This is a genomic window from Thioalkalivibrio sp. ALgr1, assembly GCF_000378285.1.
GTDB lineage: Bacteria > Pseudomonadota > Gammaproteobacteria > Ectothiorhodospirales > Ectothiorhodospiraceae > Thioalkalivibrio.
Window position 1 is genome coordinate 67,815 of the sequence record NZ_KB905135.1, and the last position, 23,414, is coordinate 91,228.

24 protein-coding genes are annotated in these 23,414 nt (G+C 66.9%); 13 read left to right on the plus strand and 11 right to left on the minus strand.

Annotated elements, in window-relative coordinates; genetic code table 11:
- Window positions 1–8 precede the first annotated feature (8 nt).
- Genes rsxC through F466_RS0109740 form a run of 4 tightly spaced genes read left to right on the plus strand, consistent with a single transcriptional unit; the run spans window position 9 to window position 4,054 of the window.
- Window positions 9–1,634, plus strand: a complete 1,626-nt coding sequence (gene rsxC / locus F466_RS0109725) for an electron transport complex subunit RsxC (RefSeq protein ID WP_018994017.1) — start codon at window positions 9–11, stop codon at window positions 1,632–1,634.
- Entirely contained in the window at window positions 1,634–2,695 is a 1,062-nt protein-coding gene (gene rsxD / locus F466_RS0109730; protein ID WP_018994018.1) for an electron transport complex subunit RsxD, read from the plus strand. Before rsxC ends, rsxD begins: the two co-directional genes overlap by 1 nt.
- A complete protein-coding gene (gene rsxG / locus F466_RS0109735) occupies window positions 2,688–3,365 on the plus strand; it encodes an electron transport complex subunit RsxG (RefSeq protein WP_018994019.1) in 678 nt (225 codons plus the stop codon). The genes rsxD and rsxG overlap by 8 nt, the downstream gene beginning before the upstream one ends.
- Window positions 3,362–4,054 (plus strand): electron transport complex subunit E, encoded by a 693-nt coding sequence (locus tag F466_RS0109740; protein ID WP_018174137.1) that lies wholly within the window; start codon window positions 3,362–3,364, stop codon window positions 4,052–4,054. Before rsxG ends, F466_RS0109740 begins: the two co-directional genes overlap by 4 nt.
- A 108-nt stretch (window positions 4,055–4,162) precedes the next feature.
- On the opposite strand, the gene F466_RS0109745 is transcribed toward F466_RS0109740, so the two are convergent.
- Together F466_RS0109745 and F466_RS0109750 are read right to left on the minus strand one after the other, a co-directional pair.
- A complete protein-coding gene (locus tag F466_RS0109745) occupies window positions 4,163–4,375 on the minus strand; it encodes a YjfB family protein (RefSeq protein ID WP_018174138.1) in 213 nt (70 codons plus the stop codon).
- Window positions 4,376–4,467: 92 nt separating this feature from the next.
- Window positions 4,468–5,076, minus strand: coding sequence for a class I SAM-dependent methyltransferase (locus F466_RS0109750; protein ID WP_018994020.1), 609 nt, complete (start codon window positions 5,074–5,076; stop codon window positions 4,468–4,470).
- A 325-nt stretch (window positions 5,077–5,401) separates the two neighbouring features.
- Here F466_RS0109750 and F466_RS0109755 point away from each other — a divergent pair, with 325 nt between their 5' ends.
- Entirely contained in the window at window positions 5,402–7,144 is a 1,743-nt protein-coding gene (locus F466_RS0109755) for a uracil-xanthine permease family protein (RefSeq protein ID WP_018138379.1), read from the plus strand.
- Between the two features lie 45 nt (window positions 7,145–7,189).
- On the opposite strand, the gene folE is transcribed toward F466_RS0109755, so the two are convergent.
- Together folE and F466_RS0109765 are read right to left on the minus strand one after the other, a co-directional pair.
- Window positions 7,190–7,843, minus strand: a complete 654-nt coding sequence (gene folE, locus F466_RS0109760; RefSeq protein ID WP_018138378.1) for a GTP cyclohydrolase I FolE — start codon at window positions 7,841–7,843, stop codon at window positions 7,190–7,192.
- A gap of 30 nt (window positions 7,844–7,873) precedes the next feature.
- On the minus strand, window positions 7,874–8,689 hold the full coding sequence (locus F466_RS0109765; protein WP_018174141.1) for a DUF3429 domain-containing protein: 816 nt from the start codon (window positions 8,687–8,689) through the stop codon (window positions 7,874–7,876).
- A gap of 230 nt (window positions 8,690–8,919) precedes the next feature.
- Here F466_RS0109765 and F466_RS0109770 point away from each other — a divergent pair, with 230 nt between their 5' ends.
- The 6 genes from F466_RS0109770 to F466_RS0109795 all read left to right on the plus strand — a co-directional run bounded on the left by F466_RS0109770 (window position 8,920) and on the right by F466_RS0109795 (window position 14,460).
- Window positions 8,920–10,293 carry an NAD(P)/FAD-dependent oxidoreductase gene (locus F466_RS0109770; RefSeq protein WP_018994022.1) on the plus strand — a complete coding sequence of 458 codons (1,374 nt, stop codon included), beginning with the start codon at window positions 8,920–8,922 and terminating at the stop codon, window positions 10,291–10,293.
- 9 nt (window positions 10,294–10,302) lie between these two features.
- Entirely contained in the window at window positions 10,303–11,073 is a 771-nt protein-coding gene (locus F466_RS0109775) for a DUF1365 domain-containing protein (protein ID WP_018994023.1), read from the plus strand.
- The gene (locus F466_RS0109780; protein ID WP_018994024.1) at window positions 11,073–12,326 is read left to right on the plus strand and encodes a cyclopropane-fatty-acyl-phospholipid synthase family protein; all 1,254 of its coding nucleotides are present in this window, start codon (window positions 11,073–11,075) and stop codon (window positions 12,324–12,326) included. Before F466_RS0109775 ends, F466_RS0109780 begins: the two co-directional genes overlap by 1 nt.
- Before the next feature lie 191 nt (window positions 12,327–12,517).
- Window positions 12,518–12,970, plus strand: a complete 453-nt coding sequence (locus F466_RS0109785; protein WP_018174145.1) for a GNAT family N-acetyltransferase — start codon at window positions 12,518–12,520, stop codon at window positions 12,968–12,970.
- 205 nt (window positions 12,971–13,175) lie between these two features.
- Complete coding sequence (locus tag F466_RS0109790; RefSeq protein WP_018174146.1) at window positions 13,176–13,658, plus strand: hypothetical protein; 483 nt, start codon at window positions 13,176–13,178, stop codon at window positions 13,656–13,658.
- Window positions 13,659–13,719: 61 nt separating this feature from the next.
- Window positions 13,720–14,460 carry a secretin N-terminal domain-containing protein gene (locus F466_RS0109795; protein ID WP_018994025.1) on the plus strand — a complete coding sequence of 247 codons (741 nt, stop codon included), beginning with the start codon at window positions 13,720–13,722 and terminating at the stop codon, window positions 14,458–14,460.
- A 400-nt stretch (window positions 14,461–14,860) separates the two neighbouring features.
- Here F466_RS0109795 and F466_RS0109800 read toward each other — a convergent pair whose 3' ends face one another.
- The 6 genes from F466_RS0109800 to F466_RS0109825 form a co-directional block, all read right to left on the minus strand.
- Window positions 14,861–15,952 (minus strand): porin, encoded by a 1,092-nt coding sequence (locus F466_RS0109800; RefSeq protein WP_018994026.1) that lies wholly within the window; start codon window positions 15,950–15,952, stop codon window positions 14,861–14,863.
- Window positions 15,953–16,544: 592 nt separating this feature from the next.
- Window positions 16,545–17,735: an FAD-dependent monooxygenase gene (locus F466_RS0109805; RefSeq protein WP_018994027.1), complete on the minus strand. Its 1,191-nt coding sequence runs from the start codon at window positions 17,733–17,735 to the stop codon at window positions 16,545–16,547.
- Window positions 17,732–18,991, minus strand: coding sequence for an FAD-dependent monooxygenase (locus F466_RS0109810; protein ID WP_018994028.1), 1,260 nt, complete (start codon window positions 18,989–18,991; stop codon window positions 17,732–17,734). Before F466_RS0109810 ends, F466_RS0109805 begins: the two co-directional genes overlap by 4 nt.
- Before the next feature lie 204 nt (window positions 18,992–19,195).
- Window positions 19,196–20,560: a Xaa-Pro aminopeptidase gene (gene pepP, locus F466_RS0109815; RefSeq protein WP_018994029.1), complete on the minus strand. Its 1,365-nt coding sequence runs from the start codon at window positions 20,558–20,560 to the stop codon at window positions 19,196–19,198.
- Entirely contained in the window at window positions 20,557–21,159 is a 603-nt protein-coding gene (locus tag F466_RS0109820; RefSeq protein WP_018994030.1) for a UPF0149 family protein, read from the minus strand. The genes pepP and F466_RS0109820 overlap by 4 nt, the downstream gene beginning before the upstream one ends.
- Window positions 21,159–21,446, minus strand: coding sequence for a hypothetical protein (locus tag F466_RS0109825; protein ID WP_018175511.1), 288 nt, complete (start codon window positions 21,444–21,446; stop codon window positions 21,159–21,161). The genes F466_RS0109820 and F466_RS0109825 overlap by 1 nt, the downstream gene beginning before the upstream one ends.
- 245 nt (window positions 21,447–21,691) lie before the next feature.
- On the opposite strand from F466_RS0109825, the gene zapB reads away from it, so the two are divergent.
- The gene (gene zapB / locus F466_RS0109830; protein ID WP_018138362.1) at window positions 21,692–21,916 is read left to right on the plus strand and encodes a cell division protein ZapB; all 225 of its coding nucleotides are present in this window, start codon (window positions 21,692–21,694) and stop codon (window positions 21,914–21,916) included.
- Window positions 21,913–22,215, plus strand: coding sequence for a cell division protein ZapA (locus F466_RS0109835; protein ID WP_018175510.1), 303 nt, complete (start codon window positions 21,913–21,915; stop codon window positions 22,213–22,215). The genes zapB and F466_RS0109835 overlap by 4 nt, the downstream gene beginning before the upstream one ends.
- Before the next feature lie 187 nt (window positions 22,216–22,402).
- On the opposite strand, the gene lolA is transcribed toward F466_RS0109835, so the two are convergent.
- A complete protein-coding gene (gene lolA / locus F466_RS0109840; protein ID WP_018994031.1) occupies window positions 22,403–23,062 on the minus strand; it encodes an outer membrane lipoprotein chaperone LolA in 660 nt (219 codons plus the stop codon).
- Window positions 23,063–23,414 lie beyond the last annotated feature (352 nt).

Here is a 23,414-nt window from a genome sequence, read left to right on the forward strand (position 1 = left end):
ATACGCCGATGCAGCTGCACCGCTTCCATGGAGGCCTGAAACTGGCCGACGAGACCGACGCCAGTACCGCCAATCCGGTGCTGGTGATGGGCGTGCCCGCGAAACTGACCGTACCGCTTGGCCAGCATATCGGCGAGGCGACCGAAGCCTGCGTCCAGGTCGGCGACCACGTGACCAAGGGCCAGCGCATCGGCCAGTCCAAGGGCTACATCGCGGCGCACGTGCATGCACCCACCTCCGGCGAGGTGGTCGATATCGACCTCTACCCCGTACCCCACCCCTCGGGCCTCAATGCCCCCTGCGTGGTCATCGAGCCCGATGGGCGCGACGACTGGGGCGAGGCCCGCATGGAACCCTGGCTGGACTGGGATACCCGCGACCTGCGCGCGCTGCGCCAGCGCCTGCGCGCCGGGGGGATCGTCGGGCTGGGCGGCGCGGCCTTCCCCACAGCGGTCAAGCTGAACCCGCGCGCCGGCCAGCGCATCCACACACTGATCGTCAACGGGGCAGAGTGCGAGCCCTACATCAGCGCGGACGACATGCTGCTGCGCACCGCCCCCGAGGCGGTGTTCGAAGGGATTCGCATTACCGCCCGCCTGCTGGGCGTGGAGCGGGTGCTGTTCGCGGTCGAGGACAATATGCCGGAGGCGATGCGCTCGCTGACCGAGACCCTGCCCCCCGAGCTGCGCGATCTGATCGAGCTGGTATCGGTCCCCTCGATCTATCCCACCGGGGGCGAGCGCCAGCTGATCAAGGTACTGACCGGCCAGGAGGTCCCGAGCGGCGGCCTGCCTGCGGATCTCGGGATGGTCTGCCACAATCCAGGCACCTTCAAGGCGATCTGCGACACGGTGATCCAGGGCCGCCCGCTGCTGTCCCGCATCGTCACGGTCACCGGCCCCGGCGTGAAACACCCACGCAACGTGGAGGCCCTGCTCGGCACCCCGTTCGCCGACGTGATCGAGGCGGCCGGAGGCTATGCCGAAGGCGTCGACCGGCTGGTGATGGGCGGCCCGATGATGGGTTTCGCGGTCCACGACGACTCCATGCCAGTGATCAAGGCCACCAACTGCCTGCTCGCCACGCGCCCCCAGGACACGCCCGCGCCCGGCCCGGTCATGCCCTGCATCCGCTGCGCCGAGTGCGCGGCCGTCTGCCCGGCCCAGCTGCTGCCGCAACAGCTGTACTGGCAGGCAAAGGCGAAGGACTTCGACGCGATCCAGGACTACGGGCTGTTCGACTGCATCGAATGCGGCTGCTGCGCCTATGTCTGCCCCAGCAACATCCCGCTGGTGCAGTACTACCGCTATGCCAAGAACGAGATCTGGGCGCGGGAGAAGGAGCGCCAGAAGTCGGACATCGCGCGCGAGCGCTACGAGTTCCGCCAGGAGCGCATCGAGCGCGAGGAGCGCGAGAAGGCCGAACGCCTGGCGAAGAAGAAGGCCGCGCTCAAGAACAAGGAAAGTGACGGCGACAAGCAGGCCGCGATCCAGGCGGCACTGGAACGCGCCCAGAAGAAAAAGGCCGCCCGCGCGGAAGAGCCCGCGAAGGACAGCGATCAGGCGTCCGGCTCGGAGACGACCGGCGAGGAAACCTCCACGACAGACAACACCCGGGACGGGGACGGCCGCTGATGCGCTTTCGTACGCAATCCTCCCCCCATGTGATCCCGGCGCACTCCGTGGGCGGAGTGATGCAGCAGGTGCTGATGGCGCTGGTGCCCGGCACCCTGGCCATGACCTGGTTCTTCGGCTGGGGCGTGCTGGTCAACGTGCTGCTGGGCGTGCTGTTCGCGGTGGCCTTCGAGGCGGCGATGGTCGCCGCGCGCAAGCGGCCCGTCATGGCCACGCTGGCGGACAACTCCGCGATCGTTACCGGCTGGCTGTTCGCGCTGGCGATCCCGCCACTGGCGCCGTTCTGGGTCACGCTGATCGGGATCGCGTTCGCGATCATCGTCGCCAAACACCTGTACGGCGGGCTGGGCTACAACCCGTTCAACCCCGCGATGGTCGGCTATGTCGTCGTGCTGGTCTCGTTCCCGCGCGAAATGGCGCTCTGGCCGGCCCCCAGCACGCTGCCGGAATCCCCGCTGAGCCTGCTGCAGACCCTGCAGACCGTCCTGACCGGCAGCCTCCCCGGCGCCCAGGCGTGGGACGCGGTCACGCGCGCGACACCACTCGATGCGATGCGTGAGGGGCTGGTCTCCGGGCGAACCGTGGGCGAGATCACCGCCAGCCCGCTGTTCGGCACCTTCACCGAGACGGGCTGGGAATGGGTCGGCAACTTCTTCCTGCTCGGCGGGCTGTACCTGCTGTTCCGCCGTATCATCCACTGGCACATCCCGGTGGCGGTCATCCTGGGCGTGGCCATCCCGGCCGGCTTCTTCTGGCTGCTGGACCCGGACTCGTTCGCCTCGCCCGCCTTCCACGTGTTCTCCGGGGCGGTCATCATCGGCGCGTTCTTCATCGCCACCGATCCGGTCTCCGCTTCCACCACCCCGCTCGGCCGCATCCTCTACGGGGCCGGGATCGGCGTGCTGATCTTCGTGATCCGGACCTGGGGCGGCTACCCGGACGCGGTCGCCTTTGCCGTGCTGCTGATGAACATGGTCGCCCCGACGCTCGACCACCTGACGCGACCCCGAGTCTTCGGGCGCAGCCGCGGCGGGCCGCCGCCAGGCGACGGTCATGCTTAACCTGAAACCGCGCGACATCCTGATCGCCACCGTCCTGCTGGCCGGCTTTGCAGCGGCCGGCGCCGGGCTGGTCGCGCTGGTGCAGGAAGGCACCGAGGCGCGCATCGCGGACAACCGCATGGAGGTCAACCGCAACCGCATCGCGGAGCTCACCGGCGATCTCGATTACGCCAATGACCCGGTGCACGACACGATGGCCCTGAGCGACGAGCGTCTGGGAGGCGACAACCTGCCGGCGTGGTTCGCCCGCGACGCAGACGACAATGTCATGGGCATCGTGTTCTCGGCGGTCGCGCGCGACGGCTACAGCGGCAACATCCATCTGCTGATCGGCGTGGACCGCGACGGTGAGCTGCTCGGCGTGCGCGTCTCCAGCCATCGCGAGACGCCGGGGCTGGGCGATGCCATCGAGGCCGAGCGCTCCGACTGGATCCATGGCTTCGAAGGCCGCTCCCTGGGCGACCCCGAGCCTGACGAGTGGGCGGTGCGCCGCGATGGCGGCGTGTTCGACCAGTTCACCGGCGCCACCATTACCCCGCGTGCGGTGGTTCGCGCCGTCCGCCGCACACTGGAATACTTCGACGACTACCGCGACGACCTGCTCTCGACCGCGCCGAAGGAAGAGGAAGGCGCGGTGGTCGAGCCGCTCACGGAACAGGACGACCGATGAACCCGACCCTGACCGACATCATTCGTGACGGCCTGTGGAACAACAACCCGGGCCTGGTCCAGCTACTCGGCCTGTGCCCGCTGCTGGCAATCTCCGGCACCATGGTCAACGCCATCGGGCTGGGCATCGCGACCACCCTGACGCTGCTGTTGTCGAACGTCCTGGTCTCGATGATCCGCCGCCACGCCCGCCCGGAGATCCGTATCCCGGTCTACGTGCTGATCATCGCCTCCATCGTGACCGCGATCGAGCTGGCGATGAACGCCTGGTTCCACGGCCTGTTCCTGATCCTCGGCATCTTCATCCCGCTGATTGTCACCAACTGCGCGATCATCGGCCGCGCCGAGGCATTCGCCTCGCGCAACTCGGTCCCGCGCGCCGCGCTGGACGGGCTGATGATGGGGCTGGGCTTTACCGGCGTACTGATTGCGCTGGGCGCACTGCGCGAGGTCCTGGGCCAGGGCACGCTGATGGACAACGCCCACCTGCTGTTCGGCGAGTGGGGCCACGCGATGACCATCCAGATCTTCCCGTCCGAGCACGGCTTCCTGCTGGCCCTGCTGCCGCCTGGCGCGTTCATGGCCATGGGCCTGCTGATCGCCGCCAAGAACTGGATCGACCAGCACACGGCGACCGAGCCGGAGCCCGCTGCCGACGAATCCCGCGCCGAGGCTTCCGAGACCACCTGATCAGACGGACCGTACAGGCCCCATCAACGAAAACGCCCCACCGGGGCGCTGCGGCGGGGCGTTAAGGGAACCACTGATCAGTGTTCCCCTGAGTGACCGTATGGGCAATCAGGCGGTCGTGTCGACGTTATTGCCCACGTGGTCGGGCAGGCCCTGGGAGGTCGCCTGCATCTCGCTGATGTTCGGCATGGCCTGCAACAGGCCCTGTGCCGCCATCTCTTCCGATTCCATGGCCTTCTTCTGCACCGCCACATCCTTTTGCGCTGCGATACTCTGCTGGCTCATCTGCGTGGCCTGGCTGGCAATCGCACTGGCGTCCATCGTTCACTCCTGATTCGAATGTAGAGCCAGCCCGCCGGGTGTAATTAACACCAACTCGGACCTGGCTCTCCCGGGGTGACGACCACGCATGCTCAGACTTTAGAGTTCGCCTCGAATTTTTTTGGATGGGCCACGAAGCGCCGCATGACCCCGCGCGACTCGCGATCCTCTGCCTCGATCGCGAACCCGGCGCGCTCCACCGCGGCCTCGGTATCACGGTTCGGGTGGCAGCCCCCGGTCACACAGGTCCAGGTCGGCTGCACGCGATCCTGTACCCAGGCCAGGCTCGGGCGCCGGTGCCGCACGTGCTCGAGCATGCGCAACTGGCCCTCGGCGCCCAGCACACGGAGGATCTCCCCCAGCCCCCGCTCCGGGTCCTGAACCGAACAGAACACCAGCCCCGAGACGACCGTGTCGAACTGTCCATCGGCAAATGGCAATGCCTCGGCCCGGGCGACCACAAAAAGCGCCCCGGGCGCGCGATCGCGCGCCCGATGCAGGGCCGCCAGATCTGGATCGAGCGCGACGAGCTGCGTCGGGTCGGAATACAGAGGAAGATTGCGGCCCGTGCCGCAGCCCAGCTCGAGGACGCGACCCCGTGCCCTCACGACGAGACGCCGGCGCCAGCCACGGAAACCAAGCGCGTCCGCCAGCCCCATCAGGGCGTCATAAAGCCAGGGAATCTGTTCCACTCCGCGCATGGAAACCATTCTACGCGCCGCAAAATGTGAACGCGTTCGCGTGATGCCCGAATCCGGAAGGAACCTGTGGGCAACACCCCTGTCCACCGAGGCAAGAGCGGAAAAATCGGCGCCTGGCAACGGCCGCCGCAGTTCCGCCGTTCAGACTAGAAGACTCCATCACACGGTTGTCTGAACGTTCGGCCCGGACTCCCACCGGGCCATTTTTTTGTCCGGGCCCACGACCGGGGTCGGCGCGGGCCAACGCCTGACTCACGCCTGCGCGGTCACTCCCCCCTTACCCTGATACGATTCGGCGCTTTCGTGCTCCCCACGCGGTGATGCAATGACCGAACCCTCGCAATCGAAGATTCTCTACGAGGTGGATGACCATCCGCCGGTCGGGAAATGCGCGCTCAGCGCCCTTCAGAGTCTGATCCTGGTCGCCCCGACCATTATCCTCGCGCCCCTGATTCTGGCGCGCACCATCGGCCTCGACCTGGCCGCCACCCAGTGGACCGTCTTTGCCGCACTCATCGGCAGTGCGCTCGCCACGCTGGTCCAGGTTCGTCGCGTCGGGCCGGTCGGTTCGGGCTACCTGATCTTCATGGGCACCTCGACCGCGTATCTGGCCGTCGGCATCGAGGCGGCCATGGTCGGCGGCATGGCGCTGGTCGCGACGCTGGCCATCCTGTCCGCACCCGCACAGTTACTGTTCGCCCGCTACCTGGGCCTGTTCCGGCGCATCATAACGCCGACCGTCAGCGGGGTCGTGATCATGCTGCTGGTGCTGACCGTGATCCCGTCCACGGCCGACATGATGCATGGAGAAGGCGAGTACGAGGGCACCTGGCGCGCCCTGGTCGTCGCCCTGTTTACGCTCGGGTTCACCATCCTGCTGGCGATCTTCGGCGGTCGCATGCTGCGCCTTTGGGCACCCATCATCGGGCTCGGGGTTGGCGTCGCGGTGGCGGTTGCATTCAACATCACGGACTTTTCCAGGGTGGCGGACGCCGCCTGGCTGGGTCTGCCGCCACTGGAATGGCCGGGCTTCAACTTCGAGTTCTCGACCGCCTGGTTCACACTACTTCTGACCTTCATCATCGTCACCCTGGTCGGATCGGTCGAGTCGGTGGGCGACACCATGGTCGCGCAACGCAACTCCCACCGGACCCCGCGCAAGGTTGATTACGACCGCGTGCGCGGCGGCCTCTATGCGGACGGGGTCGGCAACATGATCGCCGGCGGCCTGGGTACGCTGCCGAACACCACCTACGGGATCGGCGTGTCCTCGATCGAGCTGACCGGCATGGCTGCGCGGCGCGTCGGCTACTACTTCGCCGGCTTCCTCGCCCTGGTCGCACTCATCCCCAAACTCAACATGGTGATGATCTCGCTCCCTGGCCCGGTCTTCGGAGCCTTCCTGCTGATCCTTCTGGCGCTGCTGTTCGTGGCCGGCATTCGCCTGTGCGCACAGGACGGCCTGAGCTACCAGAGCGGGCTGATCATCGGCGTGGCGTTCTCCACCGGCTTCCTGTTCCAGAACCAGTTGTTCTTCCATCACTTGATCCCGGACGCGCTGGGGCCGTTCATGAACAACAGCGTGACCACCGGCGGCACCGTCGCGGTCGCCATCAGCCTGATCTTCAACCTGCGCCCGCGCCCACGACGCCGCAGCACCTTCGCGCCCGAGGCCGAATCCCTGCCGCAGATCCAGGCCATGGCGCGGGAGTTCGGCGAGAGCCTGAGTCTGCCGGAGAAGCAGTCCGTCAAGCTGCAGGTGGCCTTGGAAGAGGTGTTCATGCACCTGTCCGAACAGGCCGCCAGCGAGCCGGGGCGCAGCCGCCCGGTGGATGTCCGTCTGGAACGCGAGGGCGAACACCTCGCGGTGGAGATGATCGACCGAAGTGCGGCGGCCGAAGTCGACGAGGCCTCGCTGCGCAAGGCCCGGCAATGGGGTCACAACGACGAGCAGTCCCTGCGCGAACTGGGGCTGTACCTGCTGAATAGCCTCGCGCAGGATGTGCGACACCTGCGCATGGCCGGGGTCAACTACATCTCGTTCAGTATCCCGCTGCGCCCGATGTAGTCACTCGACGCCGGTTCGCCGGTTCAGGGCCCCGCCGCCAGCGGTTCAGTCGCGGGAGCCGTGGATCAGGTTGAGGAACTCGCGACGGGTACGCGCATCTTCGCGGAAGGCACCCAGCATCACCGACGTCGCCATCGAGGAGTGCTGCTTCTCCACCCCGCGCATGGTCATGCACATGTGCTTGGCGTCCACGACCACGCCCACGCCCTTGGCATTGGTGACCTGCTTCAGGGCCTCGGCGATCTGCCGCGTCATGTTTTCCTGGATCTGCAGGCGCGCGGCGAACATATCGACAATCCGCGCGATCTTGGAGAGGCCGATCACCTTGCCATTCGGCAGGTAGGCGACATGCACCTTGCCGATAATCGGCAGCAGGTGGTGCTCGCACAGCGAGTACAGCTCGATATCGCGCAGCAGCACCATCTCGTCGTTGTCGGAGCTGAACAGCGCGCCGTTGACGATCGTGTCGAGGTCCTGGTGATAGCCCCGGGTCAGGTACTGCATCGCCTTGGCCGCCCGCATCGGCGTATCCAGCAAACCCTCGCGGTTCGGGTCTTCATTCAGGCCGGCGAGGATCTCGCGATAATGACGGGCCAGGGCCTCGGGGGCCGGCAGCGGCCGCCCATCGGCTGCGCTGGTCACGGGTTCGTCCGCGGTACGGGCATCTGCTTGCATCGATAGGTCCTTGTTCTGTGCCATCTTCGGCATTCCTAGGGGCGTGCGGGCGCGTCAGCGCACCATGATAACGGCCAGCCCGGAGGCCAGCGAAACGATAGCCCCCGCAGTCAGCGCCATGCGCAGTCCCAGGTACCCGCGCGGCAACGGCCGCCCACGCAGGCTCAACCGGTCCACCCACAGCGCCCCCAAAAACAGCGCGGCCAGGGTCATCAGCGCCTCGGGCAGCGGTTGCAGCAACGCCAGCCAGGCGAGGATCGCCGGGACCACCGCCCACACGGGTGCCGACAGCGGGCCCACCCGGTGCTCACGATCCGCCAGGTAAAGGCCCCAGTGGATCGCTCCGAGAAACGACAGGATGACGGCACCATAAAACGCCAGGGCCTCCAGCGCGAAAACCTGCCATTCCGGCTGGGCCATCCAGGCCCCGAAGCCCAGGACCACAAAGGGGATCAAACCTCCGTATCCCAGCACCTGAAGCATCGGTGCCGAGGCTTCCTGGGACTGTTGCGTCTGCCCTGCCCGTTCCGCGACGTCACGCGGACCTCGGTTGGCCCCGGCCGCGACAGCCCGCGCACCGAGGTACTCACGCAATTCGGGGAGCCCCCCGATTGCACCGTCCCGCGCAACGAAATAGGGCAATACATCGGCCCCGGTCGCCTGCTGCAGGGCATGAAACTGCTCGCGGTTGTGAGCAGAGCCCATGCCCCACTCCAGGCGCACCCATCGACCGGGCAGCATTGCATCCAGCAGGGCCACGGCATCACGCACATCGGACAGCCCGGAGGTGATCGCAACGACCTCGTGCTCGACCAGTGCCTGGCGCACCTCGGCAGGCCAGCCGCTCATGGCCTGGGCGGTGTCGTTCATAACGCGGCCTCGATCGCGGCGCGCAAACGCCGGTCCTCGGACGTCAGGCCTGCCCACAACAGCTCTATCACCACAAGCAACCGACTACCCCTACGCATCGCTGCACCCTCCGCGCCCCGGGCTGTGCGGGGCTCACTGTGCGCCGTATTCTGGACGACGACCATTTGCAGGCATTGTACAGGTATTGTATAAGATGTACATCACCCTTTGATGGAATCGGAACCGTCATCATGAGCACCTCTCGCATCGCCGTCATCGGCGGCGGCATCGCCGGGCTGGCCAGCGGCTGGATCCTGCAGTCGCGTCACCAGGTGCGCCTGTTCGAGGCGGCGCCCGAACTGGGCGGTCACGCCCACACCATCGAGGTATCCGACCCGGAGGGCCCCACGCACCTCGATACCGGCTTCGTGGTGTACAACGAGCGCAACTACCCGCTGCTGACCCGCCTTTTTCGCGACCTGAGCGTGCCGACCCAGCCGACTGAAATGTCGTTCTCCTGTTCCCGGCATCCCCACGGCGTGGAATACGCCGGCAGCGACCTGAACACCCTGTTCGCGCAGCGGCGCAACCTGCTCAGCCCGCGCTTTCTGCGTATGGGCGCCGACATCCTGCGCTTCAACCGCCTGGGGCATCGACTGTTCGAGCGCGGCGAGACGCCGCAGGGCACCTTGGGCCATTTTCTGTCGCGGCACCGCTTTGGCCAGGGTTTCATCGAGGACTACCTGTTGCCGATGGCCGCCGCGATCTGGTCCGCGCCGCCGGAGTCCATCCGCGAGTTCCCGTCCGCGAGTTTCCTGCGGTTCTTTCGCAACCACGGGCTGCTGGACCTGCGCGACCGCCCGCAGTGGCGCACCGTGCGCGGTGGCAGCCGCGAATATGTGCAGCGCCTCGCCGCGCGGCTCGAGCCGCGTAGCGTCATCCACGAGGCCGTCCGCGCCGTGATCCCCGAAGGCGGCCAGTGGCGTGTGCTGACCGCGGAGCGCTCCGAGGGATTCGATCGAGTCGTGTTCGCCTGTCATGCGAACGACGCCCGCCGCCTCCTGGGGCGAACCATGCCCGCGCTCGACGGCCTGCTGGCGGACTGCCGCTTCCAGGAAAACCGCGCCATCGTGCATACCGACGCCACCCTGATGCCCCGCTCACGCCGCGTCTGGTCCTCGTGGAACTACCTGAGCGGACGCACCACGCAGCCTGGTGAACGGGTTTCGGTCTCCTACTGGATGAACCGCCTGCACAACCTGGAGCGTCGCCGCGACTACGTGATCAGCCTGAACCCCTGGCGCGAGCCCCACCCCACCGCAGTGCTTGGCGAGCACCTTTGGGAACATCCCGTAATGGATGCCCCCGCCGAGATCGCACGCCAGCGCCTGATGGACCGCCAGGGCCAGGACGGACTCCATTTCGCCGGGGCCTGGATGGGCGACGGCTTCCACGAGGACGGGCTGCGCTCCGCCGTCGCGATCGGCGAGGCGATGGGCATCGCGCCCCCTTGGGACTCCAGGCCGAGTGCTACACCCGCGCCGGTGGCGGTGGATTCGGAGCCGGTCAACGGCGGTGGCGCGACGCCGACCGCGGCACCGGCTGCGCGCCCCGAGGATGCCTGAGGCGCTGGCATGGACGCGGCCCTCGTCTACACATCGGTTGTGCACCAGCGCATTGCGGCGCCGGCGTACCGCTTTCGCTATCCGGTGATCGCCGCGCTGTTCGACATTGATCGCCTGGAGGCCACCGCGGCCCGCTGCCGCGCTTTCTCCCTGAATCGTTTCAACCTGTTCAGCCTGCATACCCGCGACCACGGCCCCCGCGACGGTCGCCCCTGGCGGCCCTGGATCGAGTCCCGTCTCGCGGAGCACGGCATTGAGCTCGCGGGCGGCGCGATCCACCTGCTCGCGATGCCGCGCGTATTCGGGCACGCGTTCAACCCGCTCAGCGCCTGGTTCGCCTATCACGCGGATGGCGGGTTGCGTGGCGTGTTGCTGGAAGTCCGCAACACCTTCGGCGAGCACCACCACTACCTGCTGCACGAAGGCGGGTGCGCCATGACCACGCCGGTACGCCAGGAGAAGGACAAGGCCTTTCATGTATCCCCGTTCATCGACATGGATGCGCGCTACGCCTTCACCATCTCGCCCGCACGGCTGGAACGCGGGGCCACCGTGCGGTTGGCAATCCGCGAGACCCAGGCGGGTTCACCATTCCTGGTCGCAACCCAGCACGGCCGCCTGCGCGACTTTGCCGACCGAACGCTGCTGGCCGCATTGATGCACCAGCCCTGGATGACCCTCAAGGTCCTGCCACTGATTCACTGGCAGGCACTCAAGATCTGGCTGCGCGGCGGACACTACCACCCGCGCCCTGCGCCGCCGCAAAAGGAGATGCACTGATGTCCGTCGAACAAGGAAGCGCGACGACCGGGTTCGCGACCCGCCGGCACTGGGCCCTGCAACTGATCGCCCGGGCCCTGCGCGGTCTCGAGCAGGGACAATTGACGCTGGTCGGCCCACGCGGGGAACGGGAGGTCGTACAGGGCGAGCAACCCGGACGTGAAGTGATCTGGCACCTCAAGCGGCCCTGGCGGACGCTGCTGCGCATCCTGCGCCACGGCGATCTCGGCTTTGCCGAGGGCTATATTGCGGGGGACTGGAATACGCCGGACCTGAAGGGCCTGCTGCACCTCGCCACCGACAACGAGGCGGCGCTGGCCGATCTTGCGGCTCGCCCCGTGGTCCAGCGTCAATTCGACGCCCTGCGCCACTGGTGGCACCGCAACAGCCGCCGCGGCAGTCGTGCCAACATCCGCTTCCACTACGATCTAGGCAACGACTTCTATCGCATGTGGCTGGATCCGAGCATGAGCTACTCCGCGGCCCTGTTCAGCCGCGGCGACGAGGCACTGGAAAGTGCCCAGCAGCGCAAGTACGAGCGCCTGCTGGATCAACTCGACGCCGCCCCCGGGTCCCACATCCTCGAGATCGGGTGCGGCTGGGGCGGCTTTGCCGAACTCGCCGCGCGTCGCGGCCATCAGGTCACGGCCATTACCCTGTCGCAAGAGCAGCTCGACTACGCTCGCGAGCGGATCGAGCGGGCCGGTCTCTCCGACCGTGTCGAACTGCGCCTGCAGGATTACCGGGATCTGCACGGCCAGTTCGATCACGTCGTCTCGATCGAGATGTTCGAGGCGGTCGGACAGCAATGGTGGCCCAGCTTCTTCGAGACCTTGCGTGCCTGCCTGCGCCCAGGCGGGCGCGCCGCACTGCAGGTCATCACCATCGACGAAGCCGCGTTCGAGTATTACCGCAACAACGCCGATTTCATCCAGATGTATGTCTTCCCGGGCGGGATGCTGCCGTCCGTCCACCGCTTCAACGCCGCCGCCCGCCAGGCGGGCCTCGCGATCGGCGATCAGCAGTTCTTTGGGCAGGACTACGCCGAAACCCTGCGTCGCTGGGATCGCGAGGTGCGTCATGCCGAACCCGTCATCGAGGCCCTGGGATACTCGCCCGAGTTCCTCCGCATGTGGCGCTACTACCTCGCCTACTGCGAAGTCGGTTTCGAGCACCAGCGTGTCGACCTGATGCAGGTAGTCCTGGAGCCCCACGACCGGGACGAGCGCGCGCCCCACATGACTTCCCAATAATCCAAGATTCTCAAGACCCCTCCCCACCGATGAGCACAAACTAGTACCCAATCACCAGTTTATTGGGAAACGAGTCACAGGACGGTTCTGGATTCGTCGACTAGAATGCAAATTTCCGGGCTCATGGAAAGCGGGACTCGTCCACCACCCGCCCCGTGTGGTCGAGCCCCGATTGGTCGAGGACCCCAGCCATGCAACAACGCATTCAGTTCCGCGAGGCCAGCTGGCCCGCCGACGCCGAAGCCATCTCCGCCGTCCGACGCGAGGTCTTCATCGACGAACAGGGCGTCCCCGAGCCACTGGAATTCGACGGTCTGGATGTGACCGCATTGCACTGGCTGGCCATCGGCCCCGGCGACGAACCCATCGGTACCCTGCGCATGCTGCCCTCCGGTCAGATCGGGCGCATGGCCGTGCGCGAACCCTGGCGCGGCCACGGAATCGGCTCGCGGCTGCTCGACTACGCCGTCGAGGCCGCCATCCGCCATGGCTGGCGCGAGGTCTGGCTAAACGCCCAGAACACCCGCCTGGGCTTTTACGCCCAGCACGATTTCTTCATCATCTCCGACACCTTCGAGGACGCCGGCATCCCCCACCGCCGCATGCTCCGCCGCATCCGCCAGCCCCTGGCGCAGGCCAGGTAACCAACACCTGCTCGCGAGTTGCGAGTCCTCCGAAAATACTCGGGCCGCACACCACGCTGTGGGTGACCGCGATTGTTGGTACGGCCCCTTCCCGGCACAGCCGCTCGAACCGAATCATCCATCTCCATTGACTGCGCATGCGCGTAGATGCGCGATGGGCGGGAGTTGCCTATGCTGAGTAGAGACCCTGCCCGGAGGCGACTGCATGGCCGAACCGACGACCGACCCCGTGATGGAAGATGCCGCCGTGCTTCTCGGGGAGCTGCTGGACCAAACCCGGCGGCGCTTCTGGCTGCATGCGCGCGTGGGACTCCTGGCGGAGTTTCGCGGGCTGGAGCTGGGCTCGTATCTGGCCAACATCGCGCGCCGCCACCGGCATACGGACATCCGCATTCTGGTGGACGACGATCTGGCGCTGCGGGATCGCATCCCTGGACTGGTCGAAACCATCAAGCGTCTGCCCACCGCCGTCACCGTGCGCCGGCTCGATGCCGCCGAGGAGAGCCCCCTGACGCTGACCGCAATCGCTGACCACAGCGGCTGGATGCAGCTGACGCAGGCTGGAGGGCAACGAATCCTTCGGGGGGATGTCGATGATCGTGGGGGCACCCAGCGGGCCGCCCTGGATTTCGAGGCGAACTGGAGTCTCAGCGATGAAGCGATCGAACTGCGCCGGCTCATGGTCTAGGCGCCGCACCCTGCGCATCCTGGCGGGGAGCCTGCTACTGCCCGGACTCTCGACACCCGCGTTGGCCCGCGACCCACAGGCCGAGGTCGCCGTGCTCCCGCTGCAAAATCGCCCGGCCGCCGAGATCCTGCCGGAGCTACAGGGCCTGTTCGGGAATGCCGCCACGCTGCGCGCCGATGGCTTCCGCCTCCTGGTACGCGCCGACGCCCAGACCCTCGAACAGATCCGTAACGTCGTAGCCGAGCTCGACCACGCATCCCGGGACCTGATCCTCTCGGTACGCCGCAGCAGCGAGCGCCCCCGTCAGGACACGGGTGCGGGGATCGACATCGAATACGGCCCGGATGGCACCCAGGCCCGCGGTACCGCCCGGCGCTGGACCACCACCCGCCACGACGACCAGACCCAGCAGATCCGCCTGCGCGAAGGCACCGAGGCCATCATCCTGGTCGGCGAGACCGAGGCCCACGGCTTCCGCGTATTCGCCGGCCGCGCCGGATTCGGCATGGAACCCGTCTTTCGCGACACCGCCCGCGGCTTCCGAGTGCAACCCCACACACAGCCCGACGGCCGCATCCGCGTGGATATTTATCAACTCCACGAACAGCCACCCGCCACCACCATGGGCCGCGTGGAACGCCAGTCCGTCGAATCATCCATCACCATCGAGCCCGGCGCTTGGGCCGACCTTGCCGGAGTGGGCCGCACCACCAACCTTGACGAACGCCGCATTGCCTCCCGGCGCACCACCCGCGAACGAGATGCACTGTCGCTTCAGATCCGAGTCGACCCGATCGACTGATCGTCCACCAAGGGACAAAGGCACTTCGATACCGTACGGGCTCCCGCCCGCTACCAGCAGCACACATCGACCGTCATCCCGGAAACCGCGCAGCGGTTATCCGGGATCTCCTACCTGGCTCGTAACCCACCCCTTGCCAGCCCCAAAGCCGTGGATCCCGGCTCTCCGCTTCGCTGCGGCCGGGATGACGAAGGCGGGCCGTCCCCGAAGCAATGACAGGGAGCCGATCCGCTAACCAAAATGCAAGCATCCACCCCGGAACGGGTACAACACCCCAGACCGCCAGGCACAAAAAAGCCCCGAACGGGGCCGAAGGTCGTGCATAAAAAACGGGGCCCCTGGGGGCCCCGTAAAACAAGCTAGTGCTTGTTGTTATACCGCTTGTAGGCAGTGCTTGGGCTTAGAAGGACACCCGCATACCGCCACCAACACCGGTGAACGAGGTAGAACCGCTGGTGCCTGCCTGGTTGGCAAACTGCCCATTATCCGAGCTGTTGTACGAAACACCAGCGAACGCCATCACGCGGTTGGTGAAGTTGTGCTTCACAGCGAACGCGGCGTAGTCGATGTTGTCGTTATCGCCCTCAGAGAGCCCGTCTTTGACTCGCGTGTGACCCAGGTTCAGCACGAAGTCGTTACGGCCCATGGTGTAGGTACCCGAGACGAAATACGTGTTACCACGCTCACGTACACCGAGGTCGACACGGTCGACCTTGACGTCTTCAATTTCACCCACGACGCGGAACGGACCGTGACTCCAGTCCGCACCGATCTTGTAGAGGCGTGCATCTTCGATCAACCAGCCCGGACCATCGAGGCCACTGCCTGCAACGCCGCTTACGTCAGCGTCATCCGCCCAAGTAGCTGCACCGTAGACCTCCACGGGACCCACATCGAAGCCCAACTTGGCGGACCAGATGCTGTTGCTATCGTCGCTGTTGTCGATAAACGTGGCCACATCCAGGCTGACCGGACCGAAATCGTTGCTGTACGCCAGACCGTTGTTCAGGTAGCTGCCATTACCCAGACCACCGCTCGGGCCGATACGGCCGCCGTTGGTACGAGCCTGCATGAAGGTCGCATTCAGCGGGTCCTTGCCAGCCGTATTGTACGGGGTGCTCATACGACCAAGGGTGACACGACCGAAGTTGCCATCCAGGCCCACGTAGACGTCACGCGCACTGGAATCGAACCCATCACGGCTGGTTACGTTCTGCTCGATCTTGGCCAGACCAGTCAGCCCGTTGCCCAGGTCGTGGTTGATCATTACACCGATGCGATTCGGGTTAGCGCCGTCATTCGGAGCGCCAGCAGCGCCGGCATCATGCACCCGGAAACCGCTTTCGAAGTCACGCGCGAAGTCGCCACTTCCAGAATGGTGGACGACCTGCGTCTGCAGCTGACCGAACAGAGTGACGTTGGTGTCGGCGGCGGCGAAGGCCGGGACTGCGAAGGCGCCGGCAACGGCGACTGCGAGAATCTGTTTTTTCATGTTGCGTATCTCCCAGGAGAGGTGTTTGGTTCGTTATCTACGCCTGCATCCACGGTCGATGCCGCGAATGACAGGTGTTTTATATACACCACGGTGTCGTATTTCAACCCTTTGTGGCGAAAAAATGTCGATTGTGTTGGAAGTTTGCGCCTCGGTAACCGGGAGGAACGCATGGATACGGGTGAAAGACAGTGCAGAACTGCATCGCAAGGCACTGAATAAGCGCAATAATGGCAACTGCCGAGGACGCACGGTAGTTGTGATGGAGCACCCATATAAGGATGATCTTATTTTGTAGAAAAGTGCGCTTTCAGGCGGGTTAGAGGATGGAATACGGCCGCCCTGAAGCTGTTGCATATGTGCAACGAAGCGGTACAGGGCAGGCGTTCGAGAGTATTTGTTGCGGGAAGGCGACAATTGAGCCGACGGCGCGAAGGCTGGAGTGATGCGTTTCGCTTGGTTCAACGCATCCTACGGCGTGCAAGGCGGAAGATGGAGTTGTAGGAGGCCAGCCCTCTGGCCGATTGGGAGTCGCCCAATGCCCCATCGGCCAGAGGGCTGGCCTCCTACAGGGGGTGTGGCAGCGATTGCGCTAGTCGAGGCCGAAGGCGCGGCGGGCGAGGCGGCGCTTGACGGGGTCGGCCTGGTCGACCAGGCGCAGGCCGAGGCCGCGCAGCTCCGGGAGGCCGGCCGCCTGGGTGCCGAACAGGAGCTTGAAGCCGTCCATGGCGCGTTGCATGAAGGCGTTTTCCGGGCGGCGGGCGCGGGTGTAGGCGCGCAGGACGGTCTCGGCGCCCGGGTCGTGGCGGGCGGGGCCGCGCAGCCCGTCGACCAGGGTACGGGCGTCAGCCAGACCCAGGTTCAGGCCCTGCCCGGCCAGCGGGTGGATGGTGTGGGCGGCGTCGCCGGCCAGTACCACGCGGCCCGCATGGTAGGTTTTGGCGTGCCACGCGGTGAGCGGGAAGCTGGCGCGCGGGGACGTGGCGGTAATCGCGCCCAGGCAGCCGTCGGTCTCCTGCTCCAGTGCCGCACAAAACGCCGCGTCGTCCAGGGCCAGCGTGTCTTCGGCGGCGGGCCATTCCGGCTGTGACCAGACGATGGAACAGCGCCCGTCCGCCAGCGGCAGGAGCGCGATGATCCGGTCCTCGACGAAGCGCTGCCAGGCGGTGTCCTGGTGCGGGTGCTCGGTGGTGATGGTGGCGACAACGCCGCTCGCGTCGTAGTCGTGCCCGGTAAACGGGATACCGACGTAGTCGCGGACACGCGAGCGCGCCCCGTCGGTCGCGACCAGCAGACGGGCCGAGGCGATCGGCTGTCGGTGGCCACCGTACACATCGACCCGGTCCGGGCGGCGGTCGAGGGACTTCCATTCGGTCTGCGGGTACAAGGCAACGCCGGCGGCCTCAAGTTCGCTCCAGAGCACCGACTCGAGTGCGGCGAGCTCGGCCGTCCAGCCAAGCGCCGGGACACCCAGCGCGTCCGCATCGAAGCGGATATGGCCGGGACCGTTCGCATCCCATACGTACATGCCGGAGAACGCATGGGCGCGGCGCTGCTCCAGCGCCTTGCGCACGCCCAGCTCGTCGAGAAAGGCCATGGAGGCGGAGTTGAGCGTGGCAACCCGCGTGACCGGTGTCGTCTCCGGATCGAACTGGGGCGCGGCGTTGCGTTCCAGCACGCCAACCCGCAGGCCCTGCCGCGCGGCGCCCAGGGCGATCGCCCCGCCGACGGCGCCCGCGCCCACGACCAAGACGTCCAGCGTTTCGTGGGTGCCTTTCGTCATGGCGTGCCCTGCCCGGCTGCGGGTAGATGGGCGAGCGTATGGCGCGGCAGCGGACCCAGCCCCATTGCGGAGCGGGCCAGCGCATCGCGCGCCGGGCGCAGGCGATCGACCGCCATCATGCCGGCCCCCAGCCCGTGGCCGCGCAGCCCGGCGGCATGCAGCAGGCCCCGGGCGAGGAAATCGGTGGCCGCGACCACGCTGCCCACATCCTGTCGCCGCTCTTTCGCATAAGCCTCCAGCACGGCCGCCGCACCCGGGTCAGCGGCAAACGTCGGGGTTCCATCCGCCTGCCGCCCGGTGCGCAGCGCCCCAAGCAGGCCCGCCACATCGCGCAGCGACAGGTTGAGCCCCTGCCCCGCGACCGGATGCACGGAATGTGCGGCATTGCCCAGCAGCAACGCACGATCGGCGACCGGGTCCGGGGCGTGGACGCGTTCCAGTGGGAAGCGCACGACCGGCCCCGCCGGGCGCAGGCGCCCGAGGGTCCAGCCGAAACGGGCCTGCAACTCGCGCAGGCGTTCGGCCTCGCCCTGCTCCAGGCGCTGTTCGCAGGTCCGCGGCGGCGCCACCCAGACGACATTCATGCGGCCATCGGCCTGCGGCAGCAGGGCCAGTGGCCCCTCGTCGGTGAAGCGCTCGAAGGCCTGGCCGTTGTGCGGGCGATCCGGGCGTACGTCGAACACCAGGGCATCGGCGTCGTAGCGCAGACGCTGCACCGGGAGGCCCAGGGCCTTGCGGGTCGGGGAGCTCACGCCGTCCGCCGCGAGGATCAGACGGGCGGACCAGGCCGACTCACCCTTTGCTCCCTGGATGTGCAGCGTCCGCCGGTCGCCCTCGGCCGGATCGAGGCCGTCCAGGGTCGAGTCGTAGTACAGGTCCACGCCAGCCGCGCGACAGGCCTCGTTCAGCATCGGATCCAGGGCGGCGGCCGGAACGACCTGGCCGAGCGCGGCGCGGCCGTGGTCGCGCGCGTTCAGGTGGACCCGCCCCAGCCCGCCGCGACGGCTGACCACGATGGATCGGATGGGGGTGGCCTGTTCGGCCACGGAGGACCAGTAGCCGAGGTCGTCCAGCAGCTGGACGGAGCCAGCGGCCAGGGCGTAGCCGCGGGTGTCGGGGCGGGTGGTGTCCGGCTTCGGCGCGGCTCCGCGCTCGAACAGGGCCACGGAATAGCCGGCCCGGGAGAGGGTCGCGGCCGCCAGACTGCCGACCGGGCCGCCACCGATGATGGCGATGTCGGGGGTTTGGGTGCTCATGTCAGACCGGAAAGCCTTCGTGGGCGGCCGTTCGCGGGCAAGCCCGCTCCCACAAGGGCCGTTCCCGCAGCGCCGTCGTAGGATGCGGATGAGCGCAGCGAATCGCATCGGGGGCGTGGCCACACCCCAGCGATCGGTGCGTTTCGCGGGGCTCAACGCACCCTACGGTTTGGGGGTTGGCCGGGTTTGGGCGGGTGCGCATGGTCAGGTCCAGCCCGGGAGGTCGCCGGCCATGCAGGCTTCGATGTCGGCGGGGGTCTTGGGGCAGGCGGCGGTGAGGACTTCGTGTCCGTCGCGGGTGACGGCGACGTCGTCCTCGATGCGGATGCCGATGCCGCGCAGGGCCTTCGGGGCCTCGGAGTACGGGCCGAAATAGAGGCCCGGCTCCACGGTGGTCACCATGCCCGGCTCGAGCAGGCGCCAGGCGTCGCCGACGCGGTAGTCGCCGACGTCGTGCACATCCAGCCCCAGCCAGTGGCCGGTGCGGTGCATATAGAAAGGCCGGTAGGCATGGTCCTTGAGCAGCTTGTCGAGCCGGCCCTTGAGCACACCGAGGTCCTTGAGCCCGCGGGTCAGTTCGCGCACGGCGGCGTCGTGCGGGTCGTTCCAGTGGTTGCCAGGGCGGGTCTGCTCGATGGCCGCGTGCTGGGCGGCCAGTACGCACTCGTAGACCTCGCGCTGGGTGTCGCTGAAGCGCCCGGAGACCGGGAAGGTGCGGGTGATATCGGAGGCGTAGCCCTGCACCTCGCAGCCGGCATCGATCAGCAGCAGGTCGCCGTCGTTCAGGACATCGCGGTTCTCGATGTAGTGCAGGATGCAGCCGTTCTCGCCACCGCCGACGATGGAGGGATACGCCGGCTCGGTGCCATGGCGGTGAAACTCGTGCAGCAGCTCGGCCTCGACCATGAACTCGGTCACGCCCGGTCGCGCCGCCTGCATCGCGCGGATATGGGCCTGGCACGAGATCGCCGCCGCGTGGCGCATCATGCGCAGTTCCGGGGCCTTCTTGAACAGGCGCTGTTCGTGCACGTAGTGCTCGACCGCGACGTATTCATGCGGGGCCCGTACGCCGTTGCGCGCCTTCGCGCGGACCCGATTGACCCAGCCGAACAGCCGCTGGTCCAGCGCCTCGTCACGCCCGAACGGGGCACACAGCACGCGCCGATTCTCCATCAGGCCCGGCAGGATCTCGTCGATGTCCTCGATCGGGAACGCGCACTCCGCGCCGTAGTGTTCCATCGCCCCGTCCGGTCCGGCGCGCCGCCCCTGCCAGGTCTCCTGCGTGGGGTCGCGGTCGCGGCAGAACAGGATGTACTCCCCGGCCTCGCGTCCGGGGACGAACACGGCAACCGCATCCGGCTCCGGGAAGCCCGTCAGATAGAGGAAGTCGCTGTTCTGTCGAAACGGGTAGTCGACATCGCGATTGCGCACCTGCTCGTGCGCCGCGGGCACCACGATGATCGAGTCGCCACCCACGCCGCGCACCAGGCGCTGACGCCGCCGGGCGAACTCGGCCAGGGTGATGGTCGGGGTCTTGCCGGGCAGCGGGGGGCGCGTGGGGGCATTCATTGCATCGGGATCCGTTTCGGGTCGTCCGGGGCGAGCTCGTCGGCGATTAGCAATACACCGACGCGCACATATTCGTTGAGTTCCTCGAAGGCGGCGGCGTTGTCTTCGTCGTCCTCCGGCTCCAGTTCGATGCGCGCAATCTCGGCAAAGTCGCGCAGGATTTCGCTGGCCTCGGCCGAGGGCTTCATCTGCTGTAGCCGGGGCATCTGCCCGAAACCCGAGATAAAGCCGTCGACCCACTCGGACAGGGCCTGGGCACGCGCCTCGATCGGCTCGCCCTCCGGCAGCAGGGGCCCGAAGCCGAGCTCGACGTCGTACAGCTGCGCCAGCAGTGCCCGGCGGATCGCCTCCACCGTCGCGCGGAAGTCGTCCGGCGCGGCATCGGTCAGCGGCAGCGCCTCGCCCAGGCTTTGTTCCAGCGCCTCGACATCCGCGCCGGGGTCCGCGACCACACAGCCGGTGAACAGCCCGTGGGCGGAGGCCGGCGTTTGCGCGAAGCCCATGCGGCGCAGGCCATGCGCGAGCTGCTCGGCCAGGGCCGCCGGGTCGGATTCAAGGCCGTCGCGCGCCTTGGGCGATTCGCCAGTGGGGGCGGCCATCAGAAGGACTCCAGGCGGGCTTCGTACGGAAACAGCAGGAAGCGGTAGAGGTCGTCACCGACCTGCAGATGGGTGAACTGCGGCTCGCCCAGCTTGATCGCGCTGGACCCGGTGGCCGACAGCGCATTCAGACCAAAGCGCTTCTCCGCGATCAGGTCCGCCAGCAGCTGCTCCAGATCCGCGCGCGGGATCGCCCCGGTATTGTCCACGATGCGGCAGGGCTTGCCGTTGTGGGCGGTGCCCTCGATTACGGTGGCCTGCGGGTCGGGTTCGGGGGGCTGGGTCATGGGCGAGGCGGTTCCTGAGAAACGATATGCCGCCTATTGTGACCAGCCCACCATAGGAGTCGCAACAAAGCGCCGTGTCCGCGCGCGTTTGGCCCTGTCGCCGCCGGCAGTCGCGGATGGCAATAGTGAAGGCGCTCCCGCAAAAAGGTCACACAAGTTGACGATTTGCGGGGGGGCCTCCTAGACTCCATGGACTGCGTCGCGCGCCGTGCGCGGTCGCCTTCACCGAACCGGGGCCTGTCGCCATGTCGTCCGAGGATTCCAGCCACGATCCCGTCGAGCGCCTCGAGACCGCGATTACGCGGCTGCTCGATGAACATGCCGCCCTGCGCGAGGAGAACAATCTGCTGCACGAGCAGATTCGTCAGCTCAAAAGCGAGCGCGCGGCCTTCAAGGAACGCAACGAACAGGCCCGCCACCGGGTCGAGACGATGATCGCCCGCCTGCGGTCGATGGAGCACAGCGAATGAGCCAGTCCGAACCCGTACGCGTCTCGATCCTGGGCAAGGAATACCAGATCGCCTGCCCGCCCGAGGAACGCGCCGACCTGTTTGCCTCCGCCTCCCTGGTCGACGAGCGCATGCGCGAACTGCGCGACACCGGCCGCGTGGTCGGCGCCGAGCGCATTGCCGTGATGGTGGCGTTGAACCTCGCTCACGAGATGCTCGACTGTCAGGAGCAGCTCAAACGTGCCGAGCAGACCGGCCCGGCCCGCATCACCGCCATCGCCGACCGCATCGAACAGTCACTGGGCACGCCCCGCTCCTGAATCCCCCCACCCCCGCGCCGTAGGATGGGATGAGCCAAGCGAATCCCATCAAGGGTTCCCACGGCGCACGGCACGGTGCGTTTCGCGGTGCTCAACCGCACCCTACTCCTGCCCCCACCCCGCACCGTAGGATGGGATGAGCCAGGCGAATCCCATCAAGGGTTCCCACGGCGCGGCGAATGGTGCGTTACGGCCGGTAGATATCCACCCCGGATGGCGGATCAAAGGTGAACACGGACTCGTCGACCGGCGCATTGCGCTCGCTTCGCTCGAAGTGAATCTCGGTCTCCTGACCAAAGATGTCGCGAAAGGCCATGCGGGTCAGGTCACCATCCGGCGTCAGGTCCAGCTCGAGATGCGTAAAGTCCGCCTGTTCGTTGCGCGGGATCAGCAGCAGGCGCAGGGCCGAGGCATCACCTACCGGCAGCACATCCATGCGGAAGTGTTCGTCCAGCCGCTCCGGCTGGGTGATCGCCGCGATCGGTGTCGCATCGAAGGCATCCCCCAGCGGGCGCACGGTCGCCTGCGCCAGGTCCGGGTCATAGGTCCACAGGTCCTCGCCATCGGACACGATCGTCTGCGGGAAGGGCTCGGTCACCTCCCAGCGCAGTCGATTCGGCATGCCCAGCTGCATCGAGCCGTCGGACTCCTGCAGCACATAGCCCGTCTCGTCGCGTACCGTCTGCGTGAACTCGGCCGTAAAGGTCTCCAGTCCCTCGACAAAACGGTCCAGCGCCGCGCGCGCATCCGGCGCCGGGCCGCGCTCGGCCGCCAGCGGCCCGGCGAACAGGAACATCGTCGTCGCGGCCAGGGCGAGCAACAGACGGGGGACAAGACGAACGATCATGCGGACTCCGGTTGGGTGTTTACGATGATCCTGCGCCCGGTCGCTTAACCGGACGTGAATACCACAACAGAAAGGTCGAGCCGGATCACAGGATCCGGTACATGGACCCGGCCGAGCGTTAGGGAAACACTGATTAATGTACACACTCGCGTTGGCACCCCAGGTTTTCCGAGACAAGGCGCGTCGCGCAGCGGGTAGTGGTTCTACCTGCAAGCGGCGCAACGCAGGATCGGGGAACCTGGGGTGCCAACCCCGAAGGGGCTCGGCCGCTTTTGCGCGCGCACGGCGTTGCGGCTCCCTTGTGCAGAATGACTGCACGGCAGTCACCGCGCCTTGTTCGCACGCAAAAGCG